Source organism: Bradyrhizobium sp., assembly GCF_030646015.1.
In the GTDB taxonomy this organism is placed as follows: domain Bacteria; phylum Pseudomonadota; class Alphaproteobacteria; order Rhizobiales; family Xanthobacteraceae; genus Bradyrhizobium.
Genome location: NZ_JAUSLT010000120.1, coordinates 1 through 25,936, shown reverse-complemented (window position 1 = coordinate 25,936; position 25,936 = coordinate 1). Strand labels below are relative to the sequence as shown.

Genomic DNA, 25,936 nt, shown 5'->3' with positions numbered 1-25,936 from the left:
TCCTTCTCGGGCTTCAGCACCATGAGCATGCGCTCCTGGCTTTCCGACAGCATCATCTCATAGGCGCTAATGCCGGTTTCCCGGGTCGGCACCGCGTCGAGGTCCAGTTCGACGCCGAGATTGCCCTTGGCGCCCATCTCGACCGCCGAGGAAGTCAGGCCCGCTGCGCCCATGTCCTGGATCGCGATCACGCAATCGGCTGCCATGATTTCGAGGCAGGCTTCCAGCAACAGCTTCTCCGCGAATGGATCCCCGACCTGAACCGTCGGCCGCTTGTCGGCGGAGTCCTCGTCGAATTCGGCGGACGCCATGGAAGCGCCGTGAATGCCGTCGCGGCCGGTCTTGGACCCGAGATAGACGATCGGCATGTTCACGCCCGATGCGGCCGCATAGAAGATCTTGTCGGATTCGGCGAGGCCGACCGCCATCGCGTTGACCAGGATGTTGCCGTCATAGCGGGTGTGGAAACGCACCTGGCCGCCGACGGTCGGCACCCCGAATGAGTTGCCGTAGCCGCCGATCCCGGCGACCACGCCCGACACCAGATGGCGGGTCTTCGGATGTTCCGGCGCGCCAAAGCTCAGCGCATTGAGACAGGCGATCGGGCGTGCGCCCATCGTGAACACGTCGCGCAAAATGCCGCCGACGCCGGTGGCCGCGCCCTGATAGGGCTCGATATAGCTCGGGTGGTTGTGGCTCTCCATCTTGAACACGACGGCCTGGCCGTCGCCGATGTCGATCACGCCGGCATTCTCGCCCGGCCCCTGGATCACCCATGGCGCCTTGGTGGGCAGGCCCCGAAGATGCAGCCGCGAGGATTTGTAGGAACAGTGCTCGTTCCACATCGCCGAGAAGATCCCAAGCTCGGTAAAGCTCGGCACCCGGCCGATCAGCTTGAGGATGCGCTCGTATTCGTCGGGCTTCAGCCCATGGCTGGCGACGAGCTCGGGGGTGATCTGAGGCTGGTTCATGGGGCTCTTTGGGCGATTGAGGTCCCTTATTAGGGAGATCGAAGGGCGCGGAAAAGGCCTTTTACGGCGCAATTTCCCGCTGTCCATAGATTTGCGGGCGATCCATGCGCTGTGGGCGTTTGCACATCGGGTGTGGATCGGATTTAAGACTCAAATCGCCGAAAAGAAGGGCTTTTTCGTTGGACGACCTGACCAAATCCGCATTCCTCAACCGCCCCGATCTCCACGTCGAAACCGAGGGTGAATTCAAGGGCTGGCGCACCTGGACCCGCGACAACTACGAATCCCATAACGGGCCGTTCTGGCACCGTATGGAGGACGACGGCAGCGTGCGTTGCGCGTTCCGGGTCGAGAAGAAGCACCTTAACGGCATGCGCAACGTCCATGGCGGCGCCTTCATGACATTTGCGGACTATTGTCTGTTCGCCTTTGCCACACCCGTGCTGCAGGGACCGGGGGTGACGGTGTCGTTCGGCTGCGAATTCATCGACGGCGCGCGCGAGGGCGAACTGGTCGAAGGGTCAGGCGAGATCATGCGGGCCGGCGGCTCGATGATCTTCCTGCGCGGCGTGCTGACATCAGGCGAACGCTCGCTGTTCACGTTTTCCGCCACCATCAAGCGGGTGAACTGGAAGCCGCCGGCCAAAGCAGGTGCCGTTGTCACCTAGCAACGCAGAGACCGAAGGTGGCACCAGACCGGCGCCGCCGGCCGATCCAGCCGGTTCTCCACGGGCCCGGCGCGGCTGGCGCGATTATGCGCTGCTGCTGGCGCTGGCCTGCTGCTGGAGTTCGACCTATCCATTGACAAAGATAGGGCTCGGCTCGATCCCGCCGGTCACCTTCATCTCGGCGCGCTCGCTGATCGCGGCATTTTTCCTGATCGCGATCCTGTATGCGCGCGGCCTGCGCATACCCTCCGATGCCAGGGCCTGGAAGCTGTTCGCGCAGCAGCAGACCATCAATTCCACGATCCCGTTCCTGATGATCACCTGGGCGCAGCAATATGTGGCGGCGGCGCCGACCGTGGTGCTGGCCTCGACCACGCCGATCTTCGCCTTCCTGATCACGTGGGGCATCACGCGGCACGAGCCGGCCACACTGTTGAAGCTGGCCGGCGCCGTGCTGGGACTCGCCGGCACCGCCGTGATCATCGGCTTGGATGCGCTGGGCGGGCTTGGCGGCAACATCTTCGCCGAAATGGTGATCCTGCTCGCCACCGTCTCCTTTGCCTGCGCCACGATCTTCGGCATGCGGCTGACGGAGTACGACCCGATGGTGGTGGCCGCGGGCTCGCTGCTGTTCGGCGGCCTGCTGCTGTTGCCGGTGGCAATGATCGTCGACCATCCCTGGACCTTGCGGCCGACGACGGAAGCGCTGGTCGCCACCGTCACCATGGGGATTTTCTCCAGCGCATTCGGGCTGATGCTGTTCTACATGTGCCTGTCGCGACTGGGCACGCTGACCACCAACGCGCAGGGCTATCTGCGCATTCCGATCGGCGTCGGCCTGTCGGTGGTGCTGCTCGGCGAAACCGTGCCGTCCAACCTGGCGCTCGGCCTCGTCCTGGTGATGGCCGGCGTCGCCGCCATGACCATCCCCGGCGACAGTTATCGACGCTGGATCAACCGGTTTCGCACCGGGCGCTGAAAGCGCAACAGGCGAACCGGTTGCCGTCTCTACCGCGGGTCTCTATTTTCCTCAATCGGAGAAACCCAGATGACCACATTCGCGATCGAAGGCGGCTGTACCTGCGGCAAGGTGCGCTACCGCATGACGTCGCCTCCCCTCGTCGTTCACTGCTGCCACTGCCGCTGGTGCCAGCGCGACGGCGGCGCATCGTTTGCGCTCAATGCCATGATCGAGGCCGATCGGGTCGAACTGCTGTGCGGCGAGCCTGAAATCATCGTGACGCCTTCGCTCAGCGGCAAGGGCCAGAAGATCGCGCGATGCCCGAAATGCCGTATCGCGGTCTGGAGCAACTACGCCGGTTCAGGCGACCGCTTCCGCTTCGTTCGCGTCGGCACGCTCGATACGCCGGACGCGCTGCCGCCGGACGTGCACATTTTCACGATGTCGAAGCAGCCCTGGGTCGTGCTGCCCCCCGATGTGCCTGCCGTCGAGGAGTTTTATGACAGGGAAAAGATCTGGCCCGCGGCAAGCCTCGCGCGGTGGCGGGCGGTGACCGGCGCCGGCTGAGCGGGAGGAGGTTCTACTTCTTCACTTCCAGCAGCTTGCGGTATTTCTCGACGTCGCGCGTCACCAACTGCTGCAGCACCTCGGGCGTGAGTTCGCCGGAGTCGGGCGCGACCGTCGAGAGGCTGTGAAAGCGCTTCTTGACCGCATCGCTCTCCACCGCGGTGCGCGCGGCGGCGTTGAGTTTCGCGATGATATCAGGCGGCGTGCCCTTCGGCGCGAACAGGCCGTTCCAGCCCTGCGCCTCGAATTCGGCAAGGCCGGCCTCAGCCGAGGTCGGCAAGTCAGGCAGTGTCGCCAACCGTACGGTCGAGCCGATCACCAGCCCCCTCACCAGTCTGTCGTCGATCGCCTGGCTGACGGAGGCCGCGGCATCGCAGACGCCGTCGATCTGTCCGCCGATCGCGTCGGTCAGCGCCGGTGCCGCGCCGCGATAGCCGACCAGCGTCACCTCGATCCCCGCGGCCTGAAGGAAACTCTTGCAGATCAGGAAGTTCGAGGAGCCGACGCCGGCATGGCCGAGATTGACCTTGCCGGGATTGCTCCTGGCGTAGGCGATGAATTCCTTCAGGTCTTTGGCGGGAAAATCCTTGCGCAGCGCGACGATGCCGAAGGTCTTCGCCACCATCGCGATCGGCGCAAAGGCATCGGGCTTGAACGGCAGCAGCGGATAGATGGTATAGGACGCCGCGCTGGTGCCGGCATTGCCGATCGCAATGGTGTAGCCATCCGGTTCCGCGCGCGACGCCCGCGTCAGCGCGGTCGAGCCGCCGGCGCCGGCGATATTCTCGATCACGATGGGCTGTCCGAGCGCCGACGCCATCTGCTCGGCGACGACGCGCGCGATCACGTCGGAGGTGCCGCCAGCCGCGAACGGCACGATCATGCTGATGGGACGTTTTGGATAATCCTGGGCCGAAGCGGCGGTGACGAGGGATAGCGCCGCGACCACCGAAAGCAGGCACTTCGTCACTCGATGTCGATGCGCTTTCTCCATGCGAGCCGGCTCCACTTCGCTTGAAGACGCTAAGCTGCCTTCTCCAGATGCGCCACCAGCCCGGCGAACAGGCCGCGGCCGTCGGTGCAGCCCATGATGTCTTCGACGTGGTTTTCCGGATGCGGCATCATGCCGAGCACGTTGCCACGCTCGCTGACGATGCCGGCGATCGACTGCGCCGCGCCGTTGATGTTGGACTCCTCGTCGACCACGCCCGCGGCAGAGCAGTAGCGATAGAGCACCCGCCCCTCGCCCTCGAGCCGCTTCAGCGTCTCTTCGTCCGCCTCGTAATTGCCCTCGCCATGCGCGACCGGCACGCGGATCACCTGTCCGGCATTGTAGCCGCGGGTGAACGGCGTATCCGAACGCTCGACCCGCAGGTGCACGTCATGGCAGATGAATTTCAGCCGCGCATTGCGCATCAGCACGCCGGGTAACAGGCCGGCCTCGCAGAGGATCTGAAAGCCGTTGCAGACCCCGAGCACGAGGCCGCCACCAGCCGCGAAATCGCGCACCGCGTCCATCACAGGCGCGCGCGCGGCAATCGCCCCGCAGCGCAAATAATCGCCGTAGGAAAACCCGCCGGGCACCACCACGAGATCGGTCCCCCTGGGCAGCGCGGTCTCGGCATGCCAGACCATCGCGGCTTCCTGGCCCGATGCGAGTTTCAGCGCCCGCGCCATGTCGCGCTCGCGGTTGATGCCGGGGAAGACGAGGATTGCGGATTTCATAGGGTGGGAGCGTCGTTCAGTTCGAGACGATTTTCGATGCGATCCAGACGGCCTTCGTGGCGAACCAGCGTTGCGTGAATGCCCGAAATCTCCTGGAACACGCTTGTGATTTCGTGACGAATGCCATTCTGCGACGTTCGCGATGCCTGCATTTCTTGCTTGAGCTCGTCGATCTTGCCATCGACCTGAGCCAGCCGCACCTGGACCGCCTTCAGGACTTCAAACATGAGCTCCGTGGTCACATCGGCCATTACCGGTCCCTCAGCCCTTCACCTCGATAGCATAATTCTCGATTACCGTGTTCGCCAACAGCTTGTCGGCGGCATCCTTCAGCGTCGCTTCGGCCTTGGCCTTGTCGGAGCCTGCGATTTCGATGTCGAATACCTTGCCCTGGCGCACGCTGGCGACGCCATCGACGCCGAGCGATTTCAGCGCTCCTTCGATGGCCTTGCCCTGCGGATCGAGAATGCCGGACTTTAACGTAACAGTGACGCGCGCTTTCATATTTCTAACCCAGTATTCAGTGCGTCACCCCCGCGTAACGGCTTCGCCGTTATCGCTCGAGGTGCTCGGGCGCAGCCCGAGCCTCGAAGGGCGACATTGGATTTCGTATCTCATCCTTCGAGGCCCGCCGAAGACGGCGGGCACCTCAGGATGACGGCACTGGTCAGCTCTTGACCAGCACCGGACCCGAGCCGATCGGCCGCTCATTCTCCGTCAGAATGCCCAGACGCTTGGCGACCTCGGTATAGGCCTCCAGCACGCCGCCGAGATCGCGACGAAAACGGTCCTTGTCGAGCTTCTCGTTCGACTTGACGTCCCACAGCCGGCACGAATCGGGCGAGATCTCGTCGGCGACGATGATTCGCATCATGTCGTTTTCGAACAGCCGGCCGCATTCCATCTTGAAATCGACCAGGCGGATGCCGATGCCGAGAAACAGCCCGGTGAGGAAGTCGTTGACGCGGATCGCCAGCGCCATGATGTCGTCGATTTCCTGCGGCGTGGCCCAGCCGAACGCCGTGATGTGCTCCTCGGAAACCATGGGGTCGTTGAGCTGGTCGTTCTTGTAGTAGAACTCGATGATCGAGCGCGGCAGCTGGGTGCCCTCCTCGATGCCGAGGCGCTGCGACAGCGATCCCGCCGCCACATTCCGCACCACGACCTCCAGCGGCACGATCTCGACCTCGCGAATCAGCTGTTCGCGCATGTTGAGCCGGCGGATGAAATGGGTCGGCACCCCGATGTCGTTGAGGTGCTGGAACAGGTACTCCGAAATCCGGTTGTTGAGGACGCCTTTGCCCTCGATCACCTGGTGTTTCTTGGCATTGAACGCGGTCGCATCGTCCTTGAAGTGCTGGATCAGGGTTCCCGGCTCCGGACCTTCGTAAAGGACCTTGGCCTTGCCTTCATAAATGCGGCGTCGGCGGCTCATTGGGATGTACCGTGTGTTGTTGAAATCCATGAATTTGGTGTGCTCCGGATGACAAGGGATTGCGACCCACGACGGAGCTGCCGTGAAGGCCAGGAACGGGAAACAGAACGAGAACCGGGCCTCATGCCCAACCTATCTGATTGGCCTATCGAGCACAATCGATCCGGTCCCTTCGGGGTGAGTTTTACCCCTGCCGCCTGCGGCTTAAAGCCGGTTGTCTTAACCATTGGCTGACGTTATCTAAGCGCGCGAGAGGGCGGCCGCAACGAGGCCGCCGCACCAATTTGGCAGGGATCGGAACCCAGAGAATGAGCACATTCGACAAGCGTGAAGAAGGTTTCGAGAAGAAGTTCGCCCTCGACGCGGACCAGAAGTTCAAGGCCGAAGCCCGCCGCAACAAGCTGCTCGGATTATGGGCAGCCGAGAAGCTCGGAATCGCCGGCGACGCCGCCGCTGCCTACGCCAAGGAAGTGGTCGCCTCGGATTTCGAGGAATCCGGCGATGCCGATGTGGTCCGCAAGGTGCTGGGCGATCTGACCGCCAAGGGCGTCGCCGTGACGGAGCCGGAGATTCGGGTGAAGATGGACGAGCTGATGGCCACGGCCGTCATCCAGGTGAAGGCGGGAACGTAAGATCGCGAATAGGGAGTGGCGAATAGTGAATAGGGAATTACCATTCGCCATTCGCCATTCGCTACTCGCCCTTCGTCTGCTGGCGGATGATCTCCAGTAACCGCCGCGACGCCGCGCTGAGAAAGCCGCCGCGGCGCGTCACCGCGACGACATCGTGGGATGCGACGAGATCACCGACCCCGATGGTCGCGAGCGCTGCGGATGCGAGTTCTTCGGCCGCGTTGATTTGCGACAGCAGCGCGATACCGAAGCCGGCCTCGATCAGGCGTTTCTGGGCGGTCAGGCTGTCGACCGGCGTCCAGTCGACGTCGCCCAATCCGTGGATATTGAACAGCGCGAAGATATGCGACGCCGCGATCTCGCGGCGTCCCGGCACTTCGGGAAATGCAATCCAGCGTTCGCCGCGCAGTTCGGCCAGTCGTTTGACTCGGCGGCCGGCAAGCGGGTGATCCGGCGCGCACACGACCTGGAGCGGCTCGGCAAACAGCAATTCGCAATCGAGATCGGGGGAAGCGTCCCGGTCAAAACGCAAACCGATCGTCGCCTCGCCCCGCCTGATCAAGCCGCTGACCTCGGCGCTGGTCGCGGTACGCAAGGACAAATTGACGGTCGGATGCTCGCTCGCAAAGCGCTTCATGATGGCCGACAGCCGGCCGCCCGCCAGCGTGCCGACCACCGCGAGCGCGACCGGCCCCGAATCCGGCCGCGCCAGCGCGCGAACCGCGTTTTCCGCATCCTGGGCAGCGGCCACCGCGCGTTCGGCGTAGGGCACCAGCACCCGGCCGGCGTCGCTCAGCAGGGTCCGGCCGCCAACACGGTCGAACAGCGGCACACCGAGTTCCTGCTCCAGCAGCGCAATACGCCGCGAGATCGCCGGCTGCGACCGATGCAGCGCTTTCGCGGCGTTCGAGATCCCGCCGAGGCGATGCACCATCAAAAAGGTGTCGAGCGCGTCGCTGTCCATTTCCAACCCATGCAGAAAACTGATGATATGGGAAGGAATAACAAATTTGTCTGATGACCGGAAGGCCTCTATTTCTCGGCCGACCAGCAACCGCAGGAGCCGACATGCGCACTCAAATGGAAAAAGCAGAACTGTTTCGCGCGCTGCACGCGCGGCCCGGCGCCTTCATCATCCCGAATCCCTGGGACGCCGGCACCGCAAAACTGCTGGCTGCGATCGGATTCGAGGCGCTCGCGACCACCAGTCTCGGTGTCGCCAATACGCTGGGCAGCGCCACCGTCAGCCGCGACGCCATCATCGAGAATTGCCGGATGATTTCGGCCGCGACCGATCTGCCTGTTAACGCCGACCTCGAGAATTGCGGCGCGGACGAACCGAAGGCCGCGGCCAGGACGATCGGACTTGCCGCCGAGGCCGGAGTCGTGGGCGGATCGATCGAGGATTTCACCGGCGACCGCAGCCAGCCGATCTACGATTTCGCGCTGGCGGTGGAACGGGTGCATGCCGCGGTCGAGGCCGCGCGAGCGCTGCCGTTTCCATTCACGCTGACGGCCAGGGCCGAGAACCTCTTGCACGGCCGCAACGACCTCGACGACACCATCCGCCGGCTGCAGGCGTTCGAGGCCGCCGGCGCCGACGTGCTGTATGCGCCCGGCCTCCACGATCTCGCCACCATCAAGACGGTGGTTTCGGCGCTGAAAAAACCGTTCAATCTGGTGATGGGTTATGCCGACCCGAACCTGACCGTCGCGCAATTGTCGGAAGCCGGCGTCAAGCGCATCAGCGTCGGCGGCGCGATGTCGCGCTACGCGCTCGCGGCTTTCCTGCAATGTGCCCGCGAGATGAAGGACAAGGGGTCCTTCACCTATGTGCGCGGGATGGCACCGATTGGGGAACTGCGGGACGCGTTCGCGGCCGCGCCGGCAGCGGCTACTTCGGCATGATCTGGAAATTCATCGAGGCGTTTACGTTGTACCCGTCGAGCTGCTGCGCCCCGGATTGCCGGCCGCCGACGTTGCTCGTGACCGATGTCATACGACATTCCTTTGCCAGGACTTTCAGAAGCAGATCGCATTCGCGCGCGGCCATCTCATAGACCGAGCGACGTGCTCTATCGCGCGACTGGTGAGCCTCTTCACTGTCTCCGTTCGGACCCGGTACAAAGAAGTTGAAACTGACCTGGACCTGAATAGGAGTATCCTGCCGCGCCTGCCCGGCGGTCTGCGCGAGTGCCGGCCCCGACAGCAACAGGAGCGTGGCAGCAACAAGGGTATATCTGAGCGGCATGAAAACTCTCCGGGATTGACGGTGAGCCCTATTATCAATCCCGGATTGCAACTTTAAGAATGACAGCCTGGGTAAATCGGACTTTCATTTCACACTGCGTTAACTGAGGCGCGGTCCCTACCCTTCCTTGAACCCGTACTCCGGCACATTGCCGCTGGCGCCGTAGTATTTGTACGGCAGGAATTTGCCCGACATCGTGATCTTGACGCGGTCGCCCTTCGGATTGGCGACGCGCTCCATCGCCATGTCGAAATCGATCGCCGACATGATACCGTCGCCGAACTCTTCCTCGATCAGCGCCTTCCAGGCCGGGCCGTTGACCATCACCATTTCGTAGAAGCGGTAGATCAGAGGATCGGTCGGCGGCATCGGCGTGCCGTCGCCGCGCATCGGCACTTCGTTCAGCATCGCCACTTCCGATTTTGAAAGGCCGAACAGCTCGCCGGCATTGGCCGCCTGCGGCTTCGTCAGCTTCATCTGACCGAGGATGGCGCCGACGATCAGCACTTCGGAGTAGCCGCCGATCTTTTCGCAGATGTGCTTCCAGCTCCATTCCTTCTCGCGCTTGATGTCGAGCAGCTTTTCCGTGAGGTCAGATCGTTTCATGGCAGTCTCCTTTTGATATCTAGCGCGCGATGGTCTGCGCCGATTGGGTTTCAACCGCCCGCGGCGGCGTGACGATGGTCGGTTCGCTCACACCGATCTTCACCACCGGCACGTTGCGTGGGTCATGGCCAGGCACGTCGGCCGCAAAGGTCTTGCTGCGGCTGACCAGGAAGTCGACGATGTGGTTGCGCACCGCGTAGTAATAGGGATGGCGGTGCAGGTCGGTGCGGCCGCGATCCTTCGGCAGCGGATTTTCGACGATCTCGGCCAGCACGGCGCCGGGGCCGTTGGTCATCAGGAAAATCTTGTCGGCGAGGTAGATCGCCTCATCGACGTCGTGGGTGATCATGAACGCGGTCTGCCCGGTCTCGAGACAGATGCGGCGCACCTCGTCCTGCAGCGTGCCGCGGGTCAGCGCATCGAGCGCCGAGAACGGCTCGTCCATCAGCATGATTTTCGGCGTGATCGAGAGCGCACGCGCAATGCCGACGCGCTGCTTCATGCCGCCGGACAGTTCCGACGGCCGCTTGTGCTCGGAACCGGTCAGCCCGACGAGATCGATGAAGGTCTGCGCGTGGGCTTTCACTTTGGCGCGGTCCCAGTCGCGCCATTTCGAGGTCACGGCATAGGCGACGTTGCCGAGCACGGTGCGCCACGGCAGCAGCGCATGGCTCTGGAAGATCACGGCGCGATCGAGGCTGGTGCCCTCGATCGCCTGGCCGTCGACGATCACGGCGCCGTCGCTCGGCTCGTCGAGGCCCGCCAGGATGTTCAGCACCGTGGTCTTGCCGCAGCCGGAGTGGCCGATCACGCAGCCGAACTCGCCGCGCGCCATCGACAGCCAGAGATTCTCGAACACCGCGATCTCGCCGCCCGACGCGCCGGGATAGCGTTTGGCAATGGCCTCGATGGAGATGAATTTTTCCGGGGTCATGCTCGATATCCCCGCAGTGAAGGTGCGCCCCCTCGCCCCGCTCTTGTCCGCAGAAGCCCGCCTTCGGGCGAATACGGATGCGGGGAGAGGGTTGGGGTGAGGGGGACTCTCGGCGAGTGGAGGTGGTTGAGAGCCCCCCTCACCCGGATCACATCTGCGATGTGATCCGACCTCTCCCCGCAAGCGGGGAGAGGTGAAGATACAGCGATGCTCGTGTAAACAATCATCCGCATCACTCCGGGAACGTGACCATGCGCGTGAAGCGCGCGAGGACCTGGTCGAGCAGCATGCCGACCACGCCGATCAGCAGGATGGCGATGATGACGTTGGTGATCGAGAGGTTGTTCCACTCGTTCCAGACGAAGTAGCCAATGCCGGTGCCACCGACCAGCATCTCGGCGGCGACGATCACCAGCCAGGCAATGCCGATCGAAATCCGCATGCCCGTCAGGATCGTCGGCGCCGCCGCCGGTAGGATCACCGTGAAGGCGCGCCGGATGGTGCCGACTTCCAGCGTGCGCGCGACGTTGATCCATTCCTTGCGCACGGCGGCCACGCCGAAGGCGGTGTTGAGCAGCATCGGCCACACCGAGCAGATGAAAATCACGAAGATCGCCGACAGCCCGGAATCCTTGATGGTGTAGAGCGCCAGCGGCATCCAGGCCAGCGGCGAGATCGGTTTAAGGATCTGGATGAACGGGTCGAGCGCCTTGTTGATCAGCGGCGACATGCCGATCAGGAAGCCGAGCGGGATCGCGACGATCACGGCGAGAAAGTAACCCAGCCCGACGCGGGCGATCGAATAGCCGAGTTGGATTCCAAGGCCCTTGTCGTTCGGCCCGTTGTCGTAGAACGGCCGCTTCAAATGTTCCCACAATTTGGCGCCGACATCGAGCGGCCCCGGCATCGCCGACTTGCCGGCGGTCGCGGTCAGTCCCATCAGCTTGGCATATTCCGGCGTCATGGTGGCGACCGCGCCGGTGCCGCGGGTGGCGATATGCCAGATGCCGATGAAGGCGAGAAACAGCGCGATCGACACGATCGCCGCGCGCAGGCGGAGCGAGGCGTTCATCTCCCTCTCCCCGCTTGCGGGGAGAGGGTCGGGGTGAGGGGGAGTCTCAATGAGCTCGGAGCGCTGCGAGTCCCCCTCACCCGGATCACGCGCTGGCGCGCATGATCCGACCTCTCCCCGCACGCGGGGAGAGGTGAAGAAGCAGTTCGCACCACTCCCATCACGACGCCTTCCTGATCTTGAAGCTGTTGAGATACTCCTCGGGCTTCGCGGGATCGAACGGCTTGCCCATCACCGAAAAACTCTTGGTCGTGGTGGTCGGCGGCGTCAGCCCGGCCTCCTTCATCAGCCTCGTGGCATCGGTGGCGAGATAGACCTGCGAGGCGATGCCCGCATAGTCGATGTCGCCCTTGACCTGACCCCAGCGCTTCATCTGCGTCATGATCCAGATCGCAAAGGACTGCCACGGGAACGGATCGAAATCGACGCGGTTCGGCTGCGTCACGATATTGCCGAGGCCGTCGGCGAAGGTGCCGGTGAGGATCTGCTCGAGCACGATCTGCGGCTGGTTCAGGTAATTCGCCGGCGCGATCGCTTCCGCAATCTGCTTGCGGTTCTCGGCCTTGTGCGCGAAGGCGGTGGCCTCGATGATCGATTTGAGCAACGCGCCATAGGTGTTCGGCATCGAGGTGACGAATTCCTTCGACGCGGCAAAAGCGCAGCACGGATGCCCTTCCCAGATATCCTTGGTCAGGATGTGGATGAAGCCGACGCCGTCATAGACCGCGCGCTGGTTCATCGGGTCGGGGCCGAGGAAGCCGTCGATGTTGTCGGCGCGCAGGTTGGCGACCATTTCCGGCGGCGGCACGGCGCGGATCTGCACGTCGGCATCCGGATCGATGCCGTGCTCGGCGAGATAATAGCGCAGCAGGTAATTGTGCATCGAGAAGTCGAACGGAACGGCGAACTTGAAACCCTTCCAGTCCTTCGGGTTGCGCTTGTCCTTGTGCTTGACCGACAGCGTGATCGCCTGGCCGTTGATGTTCTCGACCGCCGGCATGGTGTAGGGCTGCGGATTGGAGCCGACGCCCATGGTGATGGCGAGCGGCATCGGCGACAGCATGTGGGCTGCGTCGTATTCCTTGTTGAGGGTCTTGTCGCGGATGACCGCCCAGCCGGCGGTCTTGATGACTTCGACGTTGAGGCCGTTCTTGGCATAAAACCCCATCGGCGCCGCCATGATGATCGGCGTCGCACAGGTAATCGGAATGAAGCCGACCTTGAGGTCCTTCTTTTCCAGCGGTCCGCCTTGCGCGAACGCCTCGGTCGCTGTTTTCAGCGGGAAGAATTGCGACACCGCGGCCACGGCCGTGGCGACACCCACCGATTTCAGGAAGGCGCGGCGCGCAACATCCTGCGGAAACATCGCGCGCATCACCGCGGAAGCGACCACGCCCTCGAACCGGGCCTCCTCGGACGAGGCGACGGCCGGCTGCAGCGAAAGCCGGGCGGCGGTATCGTGTTCGGCCTCGTTGACGTGCTGACCGCAGCTGCAGCCCTGGGAATGGAGACGGCGGGCCGGATCGAACGGATTGTCGAACGTGGACATGAAACCTCCTGCGCTTCGTTGCCATTTCATTAGGCAAAGAGCGTGCCAGCCTCCGCCGCACGCACTTGTTCAATGAACGCAGTGCTTTCGACAGATGTTGGCGACTACGAAAATTCGTGGTACACGATAACTCGTAGTCAAATTACGATTTCTCGGAGTGATGAATGGAACTGGCGCCGCTCGCTTCGCCCGCAACGGGGCGCGACCTCGATCTGCGCACCCTCACCTTCGACTATCTAACCGAGCCGACCCTGCTGCTCGACCCCCATACCGATGAGATCGTCGATGCCAACCCGGCCGCCTGCACGCTGCTCGGCTACGACCGCGCGCTGCTGCGGGAGACACGAATCAGCGCGCTGCATGCGGGGCAACTGCCGGCGCTGATCGTATTCACCCAGGCCGTGCTCGCCAAAGGCAGCTACTGGACCAACGCGTTGACGCCGCGCCACGCCACCAGCCAGCCGCTGCGGCTGGAATATACCGGCTCGCGGCTGCCGCATGACGGGCGCGCGCTGATGCTGCTGACCATGAGCGATCTCGAAGCGCGCCGCCGCCGCTCTGTCGATGCCACCGCCGAGGACCACATGCGCAGCGGGCTCGCGGCGTGGCAGCGGGTCGAGCGGGTATTTCAGGACATCGAGCGGGAAAACCAGCTGATCCTGCGCGCCGCCGGCGAAGGCATCTATGGCGTCAACGCCGAGGGCAAGACCACCTTCGTCAATCCCGCCGCCGAGCGCATGCTGGGCTGGGCCGCCGAGGAACTGGTCGGCAAGGCGATCCATCCGATCGTGCACCACAGTCATCACGACGGCAGCCATTACCCGGACGAGGATTGCCCGATCTATGCCGCGTTCCGCGACGGCGCCGTGCACAATGTCGGCGGCGAAGTGTTCTGGCGCAAGGACGGCTCACCTGTCTGGGTCGAGTACACATCGACGCCGATCCGCGACCGCGGCATGGTGGTCGGCGCCGTGATCGTGTTTCGCGACGTCAGCCAGCGGCGCGACGCCGATGAGAAATTGCACGCGGCGCTTGCCGAAGTCGACCGCTTGCGCGAGCGGCTGGAGCTGGAAAACGCCTATCTTCAGGAAGAAATCCGCATCGAGACCAACCCGCGCGGCATCATCGGCCAGAGCGGGGCGATCCAGAAGACGCTGCGCCAGGTCAAGCTGGTGGCGCCGACCACCGCGGCGGTCATGATCACCGGAGAATCCGGCACCGGCAAGGAGTTGATCGCGCGCGCCATTCACGAGGCCTCGGCCCGGCGCGACCGGCCGCTGATCCGCGTCAACTGCGCCGCGATTCCGCGTGAACTGTTCGAGAGCGAATTTTTCGGTCACGTCAAAGGCGCCTTCACCGGTGCGGTGCGCGACCGCATCGGCCGCTTCGAGCTCGCCGACGGCGGCACGCTGTTTCTCGACGAGGTCGGGGAAATTCCGCTGGAGTTGCAGGGCAAGCTGCTGCGCGTGCTGCAGGAAGGCAATTTCGAGCGTGTCGGCGAAGAGCGCACCCGCGCCGTGGACGTGCGGCTGATCGCGGCCACCAACCGAAACCTCAAGCAGGAAGTGGCGCGCGGCCGGTTTCGCGAGGATCTGTATTTCCGGCTCAACGTGTTTCCGGTGGAGTCAGTGCCGCTGCGCGACCGCCGCGAGGACATTCCGCTGCTGGCGCAGCACTTCCTGATGAGCGAAAGCAAGGAGCTTAAATCCGACCTGCGGCTGTCGGAAGGCGATGCAAGGCGGCTGCAGCGTTACGACTGGCCCGGCAACGTCCGCGAGCTGCAGAACGTGATCGAGCGCGCGGCGATCCTGGCGCAAAACGGACGGCTGCGCATCGACCTGCCGGACACATCAGCACCGCACGCGCCATCCGGTGCCGGTCGCCAGAAGGCGGACGCACGGCCCGCGGTCATGACCTCGGCCGAGCTGCGCGACCACGAGCGCGCCAATATCCTGGCAGCCCTTCAGGCCTGCAACGGCAAGGTGTTCGGCCCCGGCGGCGCCGCCGCGATGCTGGACATCAAGCCGACCACGCTGGCCTCGCGCATGAAGGCGCTGGGCCTTGCCCCTGCCCGCGCCGCCAAGCCGTTCGCATTCACGACGACTTTCGGATCTTGAAGCTGCTGAAATACTCCTCGGGCTTTGCCGCGTCGAAGGTCTTGCCCATCACCGCAAACGACTTGTACGCGGTTGCGGGCGGCGTCAGCCCCATCTCCTTCATCACCTTGGCGGTGTCGGTCGCGAGGAAGACCTGTTCGGCGACCGACTTGTAATCGACGTCGCCCTTGATCTGGCCCCAGCGCTTCATCTGGGTCAGCATCCAGACCGCGAAGGACTGCCAGGGGAACGGATCGAAGTCGACGCGCTTGGCATCGGTCTTGATGCCGCCGAGCCCATCGGCATAGGTCCCGGTGAGAACCTGCTCCAGCACCGTGACCGGCGCATTGATGTAATTCGCCGGCGCGATGGCTTCCGCGATCTGCTTGCGGTTCTCCGCCTTCGCGGCGTAGGCGGTGGCATCGACGATCGCCCGCGTCAGCGCCGCAAAACTGTTCGGCGACGTCGTGATGAATTCCCGGCTCGCCGCGAAGGTGCAACAGGGATGACCGTCCCATATTTCCTTGGAGAGGATGTGCAGGAAGCCGACGCCGTCATAGATCGCGCGCTGGCAGATATTGTCCGGCGCAAGGAAACCGTCGATGTTGTCCGCGCGCAGATTAGCGACCATCTCCGGCGGCGGCACCGAACGCAATTGCACATCGGTGTCGGGATCGAGGCCGTGCTCGGCGAGATAATAGCGCAGCAGGTAATTGTGCATCGAATAGTCGAACGGAATGGCGAATTTCATGCCTTTCCAGTCCTTCGGATCGCGCCGGTCCTTGTGCTTCATGGCAAGGGTAATGCCCTGCCCGTTGATGTTCTCGATCGCCGGCACCGTGAACGGGATCGCGTTGGCGCCCAGCCCCAGCGAAATCGCGATCGGCATCGGCGCCAGCATGTGGGCGGCGTCGTATTCCTTGTTGATGGTCTTGTCGCGGATCACGGCCCAGCCGGCGGTCTTCACCACCTCGACGTTGAGACCGTATTTGGCAGAGAAGCCGAGCGGCGCCGCCATGATGATCGGCGTCGCGCAGGTGATCGGGATGAAGCCGACCTTGAGGTCCTTTTTTTCAGGTGCGCCGCCCTGCGCGAAGAGCTCGGTCGCCGTCTTGATCGGGAAAAACTGCGAGACGGCGGCCAATGCGGTGGAAGCCCCGACCGATTTCAGAAACGCGCGGCGCGCGGCATCCCTGGGAAACATCGCGCGCATCACGGCGGAAGCAACCACCCCCTCGTAACGTTGTTGCTCGGTCGGCGCCGGCTCGCAGCGCAGCGTCAGCGCCGCCTGTTCATGTTCCGCCGCGGAGCCATGCTGGCCGCAGACGCAGCCTGATCGTGACAGCTTGCGATCGGCATCGAACGCATCGTCGAAGGTGGACATGCCCCATTCCCCTGTGTGGTATCGGATGATCGACGGTCAACCCGCCGCTTTCAGCGGTTCATCGCCGGCCGCCTCAGTGCGGCCGGACGATGCAAACCTTGCAGGCTCTACGCCGCCTTCTCCGTCAACCTGGCGTCGGTGGGCAGGCCTTCCTCGATCGGCAACGACGGATCGCGCGACCATTCGTTCCAGGAACCGAAATACATCCGCACATCTTTTACGCCGGCATTTTTTAGCGCGAGGAAGGTGTTGGAAGCCCGGGCGCCCTTGAAGCAATAGAGGTAGACCGGCGTATTCGGCGTGATGCCGACGGTGGCGCATTCGGCCAGGATCTCGTCCTTGGACTTGAAGCGCGGTCCCTCCGCGGTCGGCTTCATCATGCGGTACCATTCGAGCCACACCGCGCCGGGAATCCGTCCCTTGCGCGGGCAGAAATCCTTGCCGTAGGGCGAGGAGCTGTCGCCGATCCATTCGTCGACGTCGCGGACGTCGAGCAGCGCGACGCCGGGCTTGCCGACGGCGGCCAGCATGGTCTTGGCATCGATCAGGATCTCGCCGGCTTCCGGAACGATCGAGAACGAGGCCGGCGCCGGCGCCGGAACGTCCGTCGTCACCGGCAGGCCCGCGGCGGCCCAGGCGTCGAACCCGCCATGCAGCACCTTGATCCTGGGATAGCCGAGCATGGTCAGCAGGAAATATCCGCGGCAGGACTGGCCGAAACCGGAATTCATCGACTGCTCGTAGATGACAGCGGTTTCCTTGCCCGACAGTCCGGCCTTTCCGAAGGCGTCGGCGAATTTTGTCTTCAGCTCCTGCATGCCTTCCGGCGTCGAGGTCGCGAGGTAGGTGAATATTTCATGCACGTTGACGGCGTTGGGGAGATGTCCTGCGCCGTAGGCATCCGGGTTGCGCGTGTCGATGATGACGCACGGCTCCCTGGTGATGAGTTCGGCGAGTTCGCCGGCGGAAATCAAAACGTCCGTCATGTCAGGCCTCTCCTGTTTTCGTCGTTGAAAGTTAGGGTCGATCCGATGTTCTCTGGAAATCTGTCTGCACACCTTTCTCGCAAAACGTCCCGGCAATGCTCCCTTGCAAGACTCACGCCTCTGCCAGCATTTTGCGCAGCTGCTTGGTGGCGGGCGTGACGATGGCGACGAAGTAGGCCTCGCGCAGCCTGCGCTGGGCGCGGTGGCTTTTCAGGTAGCCGCGCGCGCCGCAATGGAGCATCGCCGCATGCGCGGCAGCGACACTGGCCTCGCCGGCCCTGAGCCGAAGCGCCACGACGCGGCGCCAGTAGCTGTCGTCCGCGTTGTAGGGGTCACGCGCCAGCTGCATGGTTTCGGTTTCGAGCTCTGTCAGCAGATCCTGGAAATTGACCGGCTGCTGCGGCAAATAGCGATTGACGTGGCCGAGCGGCCCGGCGACCTCATTCATGATCGCGATGCAATCCCGGATCAGGCCGGTCGCCATGCCCGCCTGCAGCAGCATGAAGCCGGCGCGGATCTTCTTCACGAACGGCCCGGCCGGCGCGGCGAGGACGTGATCGTCCGCGATGAAGGCGTCGCGGAACTGGACGCCGTAGGTGCCGGTTCCGTCCATCGCCAGAAACGGCTGGCACGGCGTCAGGGTGATGGCGGGATCGGAACAGTCGGCGAGAAACATCACGATCTCGTTCGCCTTGCCCTCGATCTCGAAGATCGTGCCGAACAAATGATCGGGACCGAGATTGGACACCCAGGGCAGCGCGCCGCGCACGACGTAGCCGCCATCGACCCGGCGCCCCTTCAGCTTGAATTTCTCGATTCCGAAGAAGGTCTTCATCGGATTCGACAGGCCGGTGCCGCCGAGAATCTTTCCCGTGGAGACACCGTCGGCGAACCGCGCCGTCAGCGCCGGATTGCCGGAATTCGTCACATACCAGGCCAGCGTGTTCTGGCACCACGCCATGAAGGCGGTGGCGCCGCAGACTTCGCCGAGCGCCGAGATCGACTGAATGGCGCAGCACAGATCGGCCGCGCCATTCGCCGGTCGATGCGTACCCCACGCCCCCGCATCGCCGAGACGCCGGAGCAGTTCGGCCGGATAGACCGTGCCGTCGTCGATGCCGGCCGCGAGCGGCGCGAGATCCTTGCGTGCAATCGCCGCCACCCCGGCGACGACGGATGCCTGTGAAAGACCGCCGACATCGTCGACCGGCAGACGCGATACAGCCACTTGACCCATCAGACTCTCCGTAGCGGTTTTTCAGGGAGCGATTGCACGCTTGCCGCCCTCTAGGCGCTGACCTCGAGGTTGACGGGCCGCGTAAAGGTATTGGCGACCGGCGACCACTTCTGGACGTGGGTCACCAGCGCGTCGATTTCGGCCTGGGCAATGCCTTCGCAGACCATGTCGACCTTGACCCGTACGTCGGTGAAGCCGACCGGCTTCTCGCTGACGTCGCCGGTGCCCCACACCGCCGTGATATTGAGGTCGCCTTCCAGCTGCAGCTCGAGCTTGTTGACGATCCAGCCGCGATGCACCGCGTTGGCGTGCAGCCCGACCGCAAGGCACGAGCCCAGCGCAGCCAATGATGCTTCCGACGGATTCGGCGCGGTGTCGTCGCCGAGCAGGCCCGGCGGTTCGTCGACGATGTAGGGCGGCAGGTTGCGAATGTAGTTGGCGTGGCGGAACTTGCCTTCGGCCACCGTCTTGCACTTCAAGGTCTTGATCACCTTGGGGTTGGCCTTGCTGGTGATGATGAGCTGTTGCAGCCCGTCCTTGTCGATCGGCGCAAGGCAGCCTGTCAGCACTGTTTTTTGGGCAACCGCGGTCATTTGTTTTCTCCCTGGGAGGTAGGATACCGAACGGTCTGTTTCCTGCATGAAGCGTGCCAGAGACCGCCCGGCCGAAAACTCGAACGCCTCAAACCGCTTAAGCGGCGCTGCCCAAAAACCGATCGGTAGCCTCCTGCTCAAACCAGGTGCAATCGCTGCTTCATCGCGGAGATTTTGAGCACGGCAAGATGCGACTTGATGCGTGCGCCGCATTTGGATTAAGTGGGTGCATGCGCAAGCCTGCTTCGAAGAAGCGTTCCGTCGCCATCCCTTCCGCTGCCGGCGATGACGAGTCCGCGCGCGGACGCCTGCTCGGCGCGGCGACGCGGCTGTTCTGCAAGGACGGCATCAACGCCACCGGCATCGACGCCATCATCAACGAGGCCGGCACCGCCAAGACCACGCTCTACAAGCTGTTCGGATCGAAAACCAATCTGGTGCATGCCGTGCTGGAGACCGAGGGCAAGCAGTGGCGCGAATGGTTCATCGACTCGATCGAGACCGGCGGCGGCAGCGCGCAGACCAAACTGGCGCGAATCTTTCCCGCGCTGAAGAGCTGGTTCGGCGAGGAACGTTTCTACGGCTGCCCCTTCATCAATGCGGTCGCCGAGCACGACAAGGACCAGAAGCAGTTCCGCGCCATCGCTATGAAACACAAGAAGGTGGTGCTGGCGCATATCGAGAAGCTGGCCGGTGAGATGGGCGCGGCGGAACCGGAAGTGCTGGCGCATCAGCTCGCGCTATTGATCGACGGCGCCATCGTCGCGGCGATGGTCTCGCGCAATCCCGACGTCGCCGACACCGCGGGATTGGCCGCGGGCTGCCTGTTGGTGCCCTCGAAGCTGAAGAAGCCAAAACGCGCAAGCGAGTCGCCGCAGTTAATGGCGGTGTGAGACGAAACGAATCGTAGGGTGGGCAAAGGCGCACACTTCGCGCCGTGCCCACCATCTTCCTTGATATGATGCGCTATGCCGCAATACATACGAGCCAAGTTCAAGGGCAGCGTCTTCTTTTTCACGGTCGTTCTCGCTGAACGGCCGAGCAATCTCCTAATCGAGGAGATCGATCGCCTCCGGAAAAGCTATCGAACCGTGCGAGAAAGCTTACCCTTCGAAACTGTCGCTGTCTGCGTCCTGCCCGATCATGTTCATTGCATCTGGGCACTGCCGGAGGGCGATGCAGATTTCTCGACGCGCTGGAGCCTGATCAAAAGTGGCTTTTCACGAGGGCTCGATCCAGGCAGGTCACGATCCGCAAGCAAGGTGGCCAAGCGGGAAAAAGGCATTTGGCAGCGCCGCTATTGGGAGCACGTCATTCGCGATGATGCGGATCTCGAGCGCCATGTCGATTACATTCATTTCAATCCAGTAAAACATGGGCACGTGACGCGCGTAGCGGATTGGCCACACAGTAGCTTCCATCGCTATGTCGAGAGTGGATTGCTGGCGGCAGACTGGGGTGGGGATATGAAGGATATCCAAGGCGCGTTTGGTGAATGAAAGGTTGGCAAAGGCGAAACGTACCCAGCTTGATGCAACAAGAAAGAAGATGGTGGGCACGGCGCGAAGAGCGCGCCTTTGCCCACCCTACGTTTTCCTACCGTTCCTCCAGCACGCGCGTCTCCAGCCGGTCGAGCTGCCCTGATATATCGGCCTCGACTTCTGCGGACACCATCGCGACCACGCGATAGCCCCGCTCCTCCAGCCACGCCTGCCGCGCCGCGCGGTCTTTCACGATCACCTCGGTCTCGTCGGGATTGACCAGCTCGATCGCGATGCGGTGCACGAAACTGACAAAATCCGGAATATGGCGGCCGACCGGGGTCTGGCGTTTGAACTGTCCGGCAAAACGGCGATCGGTTCGCAAGCCCTCCCACAGGATGCGCTCGGCGTCGGTCGGATTACGCCGCAACAGCCGCGCCAGACCGCGCACGGTGCCGCTTTCCGACGGCAGGGCGTGCTGCCCGTGTTCGGCGAGCAGCGCGCGCAAGCGGGTGGCCTGTTCGCCGTCGAGCACGCCGCCCTTGGCGGGGCCCTTGCGTCCTTCCGCGATCGCCATCACCACGCCGTGCAGCGTGTGCATGTCCTGCTTGGTCGGGTCCATCCGGGTAAAGATGTTGCGCAGGTTGACCAGCATGGTGTCGCGCTTCTCGGCCGGCCGCAGGAACTCGACCTTGTCGAGTTCGCGGACCAGATTGTCGAAGAACGCCTGCATCTGGTGCTGCGAGGCGGGCTCGGAATGCTCCGGCATCCCGAATGGCAGCGCGCCCGCGGTGGAGAGCTTGAACCATTCATAGCCGATCAGCAGCACCGCCTGCGCCAGGTTGAGCGAGGCAAAACCCGGATTGACCGGAAAGGTGATGATGCGGTTGGCGAGCGCCACCTCCTCGTTCTGCAAGCCGTAGCGCTCGCGGCCGAACAGGATGCCGACCGTGCCGCCGCCGCTGACCCCGGCCACGATCTGCTGTGCCGCGGCTTCCGGCGCCACAACCGGCTTGGCCTGGTCGTGCGCCCGCGCCGTGGTGGCGAACAGCAGCGTGCAGTCGGCCACCGCCTGCTCGACCGTGTCGAACAACTCGACCGCGTCCAGAATATGGTCGGCGCCGGAGGCGGCGCGCTGGGCGCTGATATTTGGCCAGCCGTCGCGCGGATTGACGATTCTTAAACGGGTTAGGCCGAAATTGCCCATCGCGCGCGCGGCCATGCCGATGTTCTCGCCGAGCTGCGGCTCGACCAGAATGACGACCGGCCCCGCCAGCGTGACGCTCGATTTGGTTTTGTCGGTGCCCGAACCGGACATTCGCTTCACTTTCTGAATCAACGTCTGAAGAATGTGAATCAAGTTCCGAAGAACCTGATTCAACGGCTCACGGGCCAGCCGTAGTGGATTGCCCAGCGGGCAGGATTTCTCAAGTCAAATAACAGGGTTAGTGCCGTCATCTAACGCTCAGCCAAAGCCTCATCCGGCCTTGGATACCTTCTGCTTGCGCGCATTAGACTTTCGGATAGGCTATCAAGCACAAGCAAAGCGAACCCGATAGCCGGTTCAACGGCTGGGGGCACAGGGGAGGCGTCGATGCGCGGCAGATGGTCATTGGCGATTGCCGGCGTGATCCTGATCCTGGCCGGCGGCCTGCTCGCCCACTTCACCCAAACCGCGGATGGCATCCGGATCCAGGATATCCGCTTCAAGGGCGCCAAGGGAAACACCATGAGCGCCCTGCTCTATATCCCCGCCAATGCCACGGCGCAGACCCCGGCCCCCGGCATTCTCGCGGTCCACGGCTACATCAATTCGCGCGAGACCCAGGACGGCTTTGCCATCGAATTCGCCCGCCGGGGCTATGTCGTGCTGGCGCTCGACCAGACCGGCCACGGCTACAGCGACCCGCCCGCCTTCGCCAACGGCTTTGGCGGCCCCGATGGGCTGGCGCATCTGCGCAGCCTCGACATCGTCGACAAGAACAATATCGGGCTCGAGGGTCATTCGATGGGCGGCTGGACCGTGCTGGCCGCCGCCACCGCGATGCCTGGCGATTACAAGTCGATGGTGCTGGAGGGCTCCTCCACCGGCAAGCCGTTCGCCGCCGACGGCACCGCCAACTGGCCGCGCAACGTCGCTTTGGTGTTCGCGCAATACGAAGAGTTCTCCACCCTGATGTGGGGCGTCGACCTCGCCCGCGACGTCACCAAAAGCCCAAAGCTCTGGACCCTGTTCGGCACACAAGGCGCCGTTGTATCAGGCAAGGTCTATGGCGACATCGCGCAAGGCACGGCGCGGGTGCTCTATACTCCGGCGATCACCCATCCGGCCGAGCACATCTCGCATCAGGCGATCGGCTACAGCCTCGACTGGTTCGCCAAAACGCTGCAGGGCGGCACCCCAAAACCGGCCGATGACCAGATCTGGCTGCGCAAGGAGATCGGTACGCTGATCGCCTTGCTCGGCTTTGTCGCGTTGCTGATCGGCGCCTTCGACGGCCTGCTGGAAGCGAAAATGTTTTCGCGGCTGCGGCTGCCCGAGATCGCCAACGGAACCATGCCGGAGCATGTCGCGGCCGACGGCCGCCGCTGGACCATGGCGTTCGTGCTGTCCGCCTTCATTCCGGCGCTGACCTATTACCCCGCGTTCGCGCTGGCCGGCACCTTCGTAAAGCCGTCGGCATATCTGCCTCAGGGTATCACCAACCAGATCATGGTCTGGGCCGTCATCAACGCCCTGATCACGCTGGCGCTGATGCCGTTCGCGCCGAAGCGCGCCAGCCGCGGCGGCATCATCGGCCAGTCCGTCGTGATCGCGGTGGCGAGTGTCATTGTCGGCTATGCCGCGCTGTGGCTGGCCGACCTCGTCTTCAAGATCGATTTCCGGTTCTGGATCGTCGCCTTGAAGCTGATGAGCGCGAAGCAGTTCCTGATCTTCCTGATCTACCTCGTTCCGTTCACGGCGTTTTTCGTGGTCGCGCTGCATGTGCTGCACCGGAATTTCTCGACCATGGCCTCGCCGCGCGGCGCGCTCTATCTCACCAATATCCTGGCGCTGACGCTGGGCTTCATCGTGCTGCTGGTCTTGCAATACGGCACGCTGTGGCTATCAGGAAAACTGTTCAACCCGCTGCCCGATCCCGGTTTCGTGCCGCTCTCCACCATCGTCGCGATCCAGTTCGTGCCGCTGCTCGGGATATGCGCCGTGGTCGCCACCTTCACCTGGCGGCGCACCGGATCGAGCCTGCCGGGCGCGCTGATTTGCGGGCTGTTCGTCACCTGGTACATCGTGGCGGGCACGGCGACGCAGGCGGCGTTCTGATCGCCTGCTACGGACAATGAGGCAACCCTCGCCGCGAACCGCGCCCGCGCTCGCCGCGACCAAGCGTCATGTCTTCGCAGCAGCAGCGCTTTCCGCATACACCCACGCCTTCGCATGCCTCCGTGGTCGGCCGTCACCGGGCCGGACAGCTGGCGCCGACCGACACCGCCAAGGCGCTGCAGGCGGCCCGCGGCTGCCCCGATGCGTGGTATCGGGTCCAGGCGCTCGCCTCGGTTGCGGAACATGCTGAGCCACGGCTGGTCCCGTCGATTCTGGAGGAAGCCGCGCGCGAAGCGCAGGCATGTCCTGACGTCTATGGCACGGTGGCGGTAATGGCCTGGCCGCTTGGCGTGGCATTCCGGCGGGGGCAGCTCAACTTCGCCGGGCGCGAGCTGAAAAAGTGCCTTGCGCTGGCATCCCGGGTCGAGCCCCGCGCGTCGCAGGCCTACGCGCTCGAAATTCTCTGGAGCGCCTGCTTCGCGGCGGACCCCGGCCACGCCGAACCGGTGTGGGACAGAATTCTGGAGCTTTGCCATCCGGACCACAGCTGGCGTGCCGCCCGGCTCTATCTGCACATCGCGGAAGTCAGGAACGAGCGGGCTCCCGGCGACGCCGCCAGGGTGATCCGCGCCATGCGGCCGGGCAAGACGCGAAGCTGGCTGGAACGGCGTTTCGGCCTCGTCGGAAAGGTTTAGGGGTGGCCTGAAAACCAGCCGGATCTGCCCTGCCATTCGCCTTCCAGCCCGCGTTTTCGGGTGCTATAGCCACGGCACCATCACCCCATCCGTCCCGAAACGCGCTGTTTATCGAAAAGGCCCGATCTGCCATGGCAAAAATCAAGGTGACCAACCCCGTCGTCGAACTCGATGGCGACGAGATGACCCGGATCATCTGGCAATACATCAAGGACAAGCTGATCAACCCGTTCCTCGATATCGACCTGATGTATTTCGACCTCGGGATGGAATACCGCGACCAGACCAACGACCAGGTCACCATCGACGCCGCCGAAGCCATCAAGAAGGTCGGCGTCGGCGTCAAATGCGCCACCATCACCCCGGACGAAGCCCGGGTGAAGGAGTTCGGCCTCAAGCAGATGTGGAAGTCGCCGAACGGCACGATCCGCAACATCCTGGACGGGACGATCTTCCGCGAGCCGATCATCTGCAAGAACGTGCCGCGGCTCGTCCCGCACTGGGACAAGCCCGTGGTGGTCGCCCGTCATGGCTTCGGCCACCAGTACCGCGCGCAGGACTTCACGTTCCCCGGTGCCGGCACGCTCACCCTTAGCTGGACGCCCGAGGGCGGCGGAGAGCCGATCTCACGCGAGATCATCAAGGCCAAGGGCAGCGGCATTGCCCTCGGCATGTTCAACCTCGATGCCTCGATCGAAGGCTTCGCGCGCGCCTGCTTCACCTACGGCCTGGGCCGCAACTACCCGGTCTACCTGTCGACCAAGAACACCA

28 protein-coding genes are annotated in these 25,936 nt (G+C 63.6%); 11 read left to right on the top strand and 17 right to left on the bottom strand.

Annotated elements, in window-relative coordinates; genetic code table 11:
* On the bottom strand, positions 1–971 hold a 971-nt coding region (locus tag Q7T45_RS18905; RefSeq protein WP_304872629.1), incomplete at its 3' end, for an AIR synthase related protein.
* 179 nt (positions 972–1,150) lie between these two features.
* Between Q7T45_RS18905 and Q7T45_RS18900 the strand changes: the two genes are divergently transcribed.
* From Q7T45_RS18900 to Q7T45_RS18890, 3 genes are all read left to right on the top strand, one after another.
* A complete protein-coding gene (locus Q7T45_RS18900; protein WP_304872628.1) occupies positions 1,151–1,639 on the top strand; it encodes a PaaI family thioesterase in 489 nt (162 codons plus the stop codon).
* Between the two features lie 91 nt (positions 1,640–1,730).
* Positions 1,731–2,618, top strand: a complete 888-nt coding sequence (locus tag Q7T45_RS18895; protein ID WP_304872630.1) for a DMT family transporter — start codon at positions 1,731–1,733, stop codon at positions 2,616–2,618.
* 69 nt (positions 2,619–2,687) lie between these two features.
* Positions 2,688–3,167, top strand: a complete 480-nt coding sequence (locus Q7T45_RS18890; RefSeq protein ID WP_304872626.1) for a GFA family protein — start codon at positions 2,688–2,690, stop codon at positions 3,165–3,167.
* A gap of 13 nt (positions 3,168–3,180) precedes the next feature.
* On the opposite strand, the gene Q7T45_RS18885 is transcribed toward Q7T45_RS18890, so the two are convergent.
* From Q7T45_RS18885 to purC, 5 genes are all read right to left on the bottom strand, one after another.
* A complete protein-coding gene (locus Q7T45_RS18885) occupies positions 3,181–4,161 on the bottom strand; it encodes a tripartite tricarboxylate transporter substrate-binding protein (protein ID WP_304872625.1) in 981 nt (326 codons plus the stop codon).
* A 29-nt stretch (positions 4,162–4,190) separates the two neighbouring features.
* Positions 4,191–4,892 carry a phosphoribosylformylglycinamidine synthase subunit PurQ gene (purQ, locus tag Q7T45_RS18880; protein WP_304872623.1) on the bottom strand — a complete coding sequence of 234 codons (702 nt, stop codon included), beginning with the start codon at positions 4,890–4,892 and terminating at the stop codon, positions 4,191–4,193.
* Entirely contained in the window at positions 4,889–5,143 is a 255-nt protein-coding gene (locus Q7T45_RS18875; RefSeq protein WP_304872621.1) for a hypothetical protein, read from the bottom strand. The genes purQ and Q7T45_RS18875 overlap by 4 nt, the downstream gene beginning before the upstream one ends.
* A gap of 10 nt (positions 5,144–5,153) precedes the next feature.
* On the bottom strand, positions 5,154–5,396 hold the full coding sequence (gene purS, locus Q7T45_RS18870; RefSeq protein ID WP_304872619.1) for a phosphoribosylformylglycinamidine synthase subunit PurS: 243 nt from the start codon (positions 5,394–5,396) through the stop codon (positions 5,154–5,156).
* A 163-nt stretch (positions 5,397–5,559) separates the two neighbouring features.
* Positions 5,560–6,327 (bottom strand): phosphoribosylaminoimidazolesuccinocarboxamide synthase, encoded by a 768-nt coding sequence (gene purC, locus Q7T45_RS18865; RefSeq protein ID WP_291860075.1) that lies wholly within the window; start codon positions 6,325–6,327, stop codon positions 5,560–5,562.
* Positions 6,328–6,635: 308 nt separating this feature from the next.
* Here purC and Q7T45_RS18860 point away from each other — a divergent pair, with 308 nt between their 5' ends.
* A complete protein-coding gene (locus Q7T45_RS18860; protein ID WP_304872617.1) occupies positions 6,636–6,959 on the top strand; it encodes a DUF1476 domain-containing protein in 324 nt (107 codons plus the stop codon).
* 61 nt (positions 6,960–7,020) lie between these two features.
* On the opposite strand, the gene Q7T45_RS18855 is transcribed toward Q7T45_RS18860, so the two are convergent.
* Positions 7,021–7,923, bottom strand: a complete 903-nt coding sequence (locus Q7T45_RS18855) for a LysR family transcriptional regulator (protein WP_304872615.1) — start codon at positions 7,921–7,923, stop codon at positions 7,021–7,023.
* A 104-nt stretch (positions 7,924–8,027) separates the two neighbouring features.
* Here Q7T45_RS18855 and Q7T45_RS18850 point away from each other — a divergent pair, with 104 nt between their 5' ends.
* Positions 8,028–8,867 carry an oxaloacetate decarboxylase gene (locus Q7T45_RS18850; protein WP_304872614.1) on the top strand — a complete coding sequence of 280 codons (840 nt, stop codon included), beginning with the start codon at positions 8,028–8,030 and terminating at the stop codon, positions 8,865–8,867.
* Here Q7T45_RS18850 and Q7T45_RS18845 read toward each other — a convergent pair.
* From Q7T45_RS18845 to Q7T45_RS18825, 5 genes are all read right to left on the bottom strand, one after another.
* Positions 8,854–9,210, bottom strand: coding sequence for a hypothetical protein (locus Q7T45_RS18845; RefSeq protein ID WP_304872613.1), 357 nt, complete (start codon positions 9,208–9,210; stop codon positions 8,854–8,856). The genes Q7T45_RS18850 and Q7T45_RS18845 overlap by 14 nt on opposite strands.
* A 117-nt stretch (positions 9,211–9,327) precedes the next feature.
* The gene (gene cynS / locus Q7T45_RS18840) at positions 9,328–9,816 is read right to left on the bottom strand and encodes a cyanase (RefSeq protein ID WP_304872612.1); all 489 of its coding nucleotides are present in this window, start codon (positions 9,814–9,816) and stop codon (positions 9,328–9,330) included.
* Positions 9,817–9,835: 19 nt separating this feature from the next.
* Positions 9,836–10,750, bottom strand: coding sequence for an ABC transporter ATP-binding protein (locus Q7T45_RS18835; protein ID WP_304872611.1), 915 nt, complete (start codon positions 10,748–10,750; stop codon positions 9,836–9,838).
* A gap of 232 nt (positions 10,751–10,982) precedes the next feature.
* Positions 10,983–11,822 (bottom strand): nitrate ABC transporter permease, encoded by an 840-nt coding sequence (gene ntrB / locus Q7T45_RS18830; protein ID WP_304872610.1) that lies wholly within the window; start codon positions 11,820–11,822, stop codon positions 10,983–10,985.
* A gap of 160 nt (positions 11,823–11,982) precedes the next feature.
* Entirely contained in the window at positions 11,983–13,371 is a 1,389-nt protein-coding gene (locus Q7T45_RS18825) for a CmpA/NrtA family ABC transporter substrate-binding protein (protein ID WP_304872609.1), read from the bottom strand.
* Positions 13,372–13,535: 164 nt separating this feature from the next.
* Here Q7T45_RS18825 and Q7T45_RS18820 point away from each other — a divergent pair, with 164 nt between their 5' ends.
* Positions 13,536–15,488, top strand: a complete 1,953-nt coding sequence (locus tag Q7T45_RS18820; RefSeq protein ID WP_304872606.1) for a sigma 54-interacting transcriptional regulator — start codon at positions 13,536–13,538, stop codon at positions 15,486–15,488.
* Here Q7T45_RS18820 and Q7T45_RS18815 read toward each other — a convergent pair.
* The 4 genes from Q7T45_RS18815 to Q7T45_RS18800 all read right to left on the bottom strand — a co-directional run bounded on the left by Q7T45_RS18815 (position 15,466) and on the right by Q7T45_RS18800 (position 19,667).
* Entirely contained in the window at positions 15,466–16,851 is a 1,386-nt protein-coding gene (locus Q7T45_RS18815) for a CmpA/NrtA family ABC transporter substrate-binding protein (protein WP_304872605.1), read from the bottom strand. The genes Q7T45_RS18820 and Q7T45_RS18815 overlap by 23 nt on opposite strands.
* A 107-nt stretch (positions 16,852–16,958) precedes the next feature.
* Positions 16,959–17,837, bottom strand: a complete 879-nt coding sequence (locus tag Q7T45_RS18810) for a sulfurtransferase (RefSeq protein ID WP_304872603.1) — start codon at positions 17,835–17,837, stop codon at positions 16,959–16,961.
* A 112-nt stretch (positions 17,838–17,949) separates the two neighbouring features.
* A complete protein-coding gene (locus Q7T45_RS18805) occupies positions 17,950–19,074 on the bottom strand; it encodes an acyl-CoA dehydrogenase family protein (protein WP_304872601.1) in 1,125 nt (374 codons plus the stop codon).
* A 50-nt stretch (positions 19,075–19,124) separates the two neighbouring features.
* Positions 19,125–19,667 (bottom strand): OsmC family protein, encoded by a 543-nt coding sequence (locus Q7T45_RS18800; RefSeq protein WP_304872599.1) that lies wholly within the window; start codon positions 19,665–19,667, stop codon positions 19,125–19,127.
* 230 nt (positions 19,668–19,897) lie between these two features.
* Here Q7T45_RS18800 and Q7T45_RS18795 point away from each other — a divergent pair, with 230 nt between their 5' ends.
* Positions 19,898–20,560: a TetR/AcrR family transcriptional regulator gene (locus Q7T45_RS18795; protein WP_304872598.1), complete on the top strand. Its 663-nt coding sequence runs from the start codon at positions 19,898–19,900 to the stop codon at positions 20,558–20,560.
* Between the two features lie 75 nt (positions 20,561–20,635).
* Positions 20,636–21,166, top strand: coding sequence for a transposase (locus tag Q7T45_RS18790; RefSeq protein WP_304872596.1), 531 nt, complete (start codon positions 20,636–20,638; stop codon positions 21,164–21,166).
* Positions 21,167–21,263: 97 nt separating this feature from the next.
* Here Q7T45_RS18790 and Q7T45_RS18785 read toward each other — a convergent pair whose 3' ends face one another.
* On the bottom strand, positions 21,264–22,466 hold the full coding sequence (locus Q7T45_RS18785; RefSeq protein ID WP_304872595.1) for a TrmJ/YjtD family RNA methyltransferase: 1,203 nt from the start codon (positions 22,464–22,466) through the stop codon (positions 21,264–21,266).
* 276 nt (positions 22,467–22,742) lie between these two features.
* Between Q7T45_RS18785 and Q7T45_RS18780 the strand changes: the two genes are divergently transcribed.
* The 3 genes from Q7T45_RS18780 to Q7T45_RS18770 all read left to right on the top strand — a co-directional run.
* Entirely contained in the window at positions 22,743–24,470 is a 1,728-nt protein-coding gene (locus Q7T45_RS18780; RefSeq protein WP_304872592.1) for a S9 family peptidase, read from the top strand.
* Between the two features lie 68 nt (positions 24,471–24,538).
* The gene (locus Q7T45_RS18775; RefSeq protein ID WP_304872591.1) at positions 24,539–25,165 is read left to right on the top strand and encodes a hypothetical protein; all 627 of its coding nucleotides are present in this window, start codon (positions 24,539–24,541) and stop codon (positions 25,163–25,165) included.
* A 131-nt stretch (positions 25,166–25,296) separates the two neighbouring features.
* Positions 25,297–25,936: NADP-dependent isocitrate dehydrogenase (locus Q7T45_RS18770; RefSeq protein ID WP_304872590.1), on the top strand; the 640-nt coding region annotated here is incomplete at its 3' end.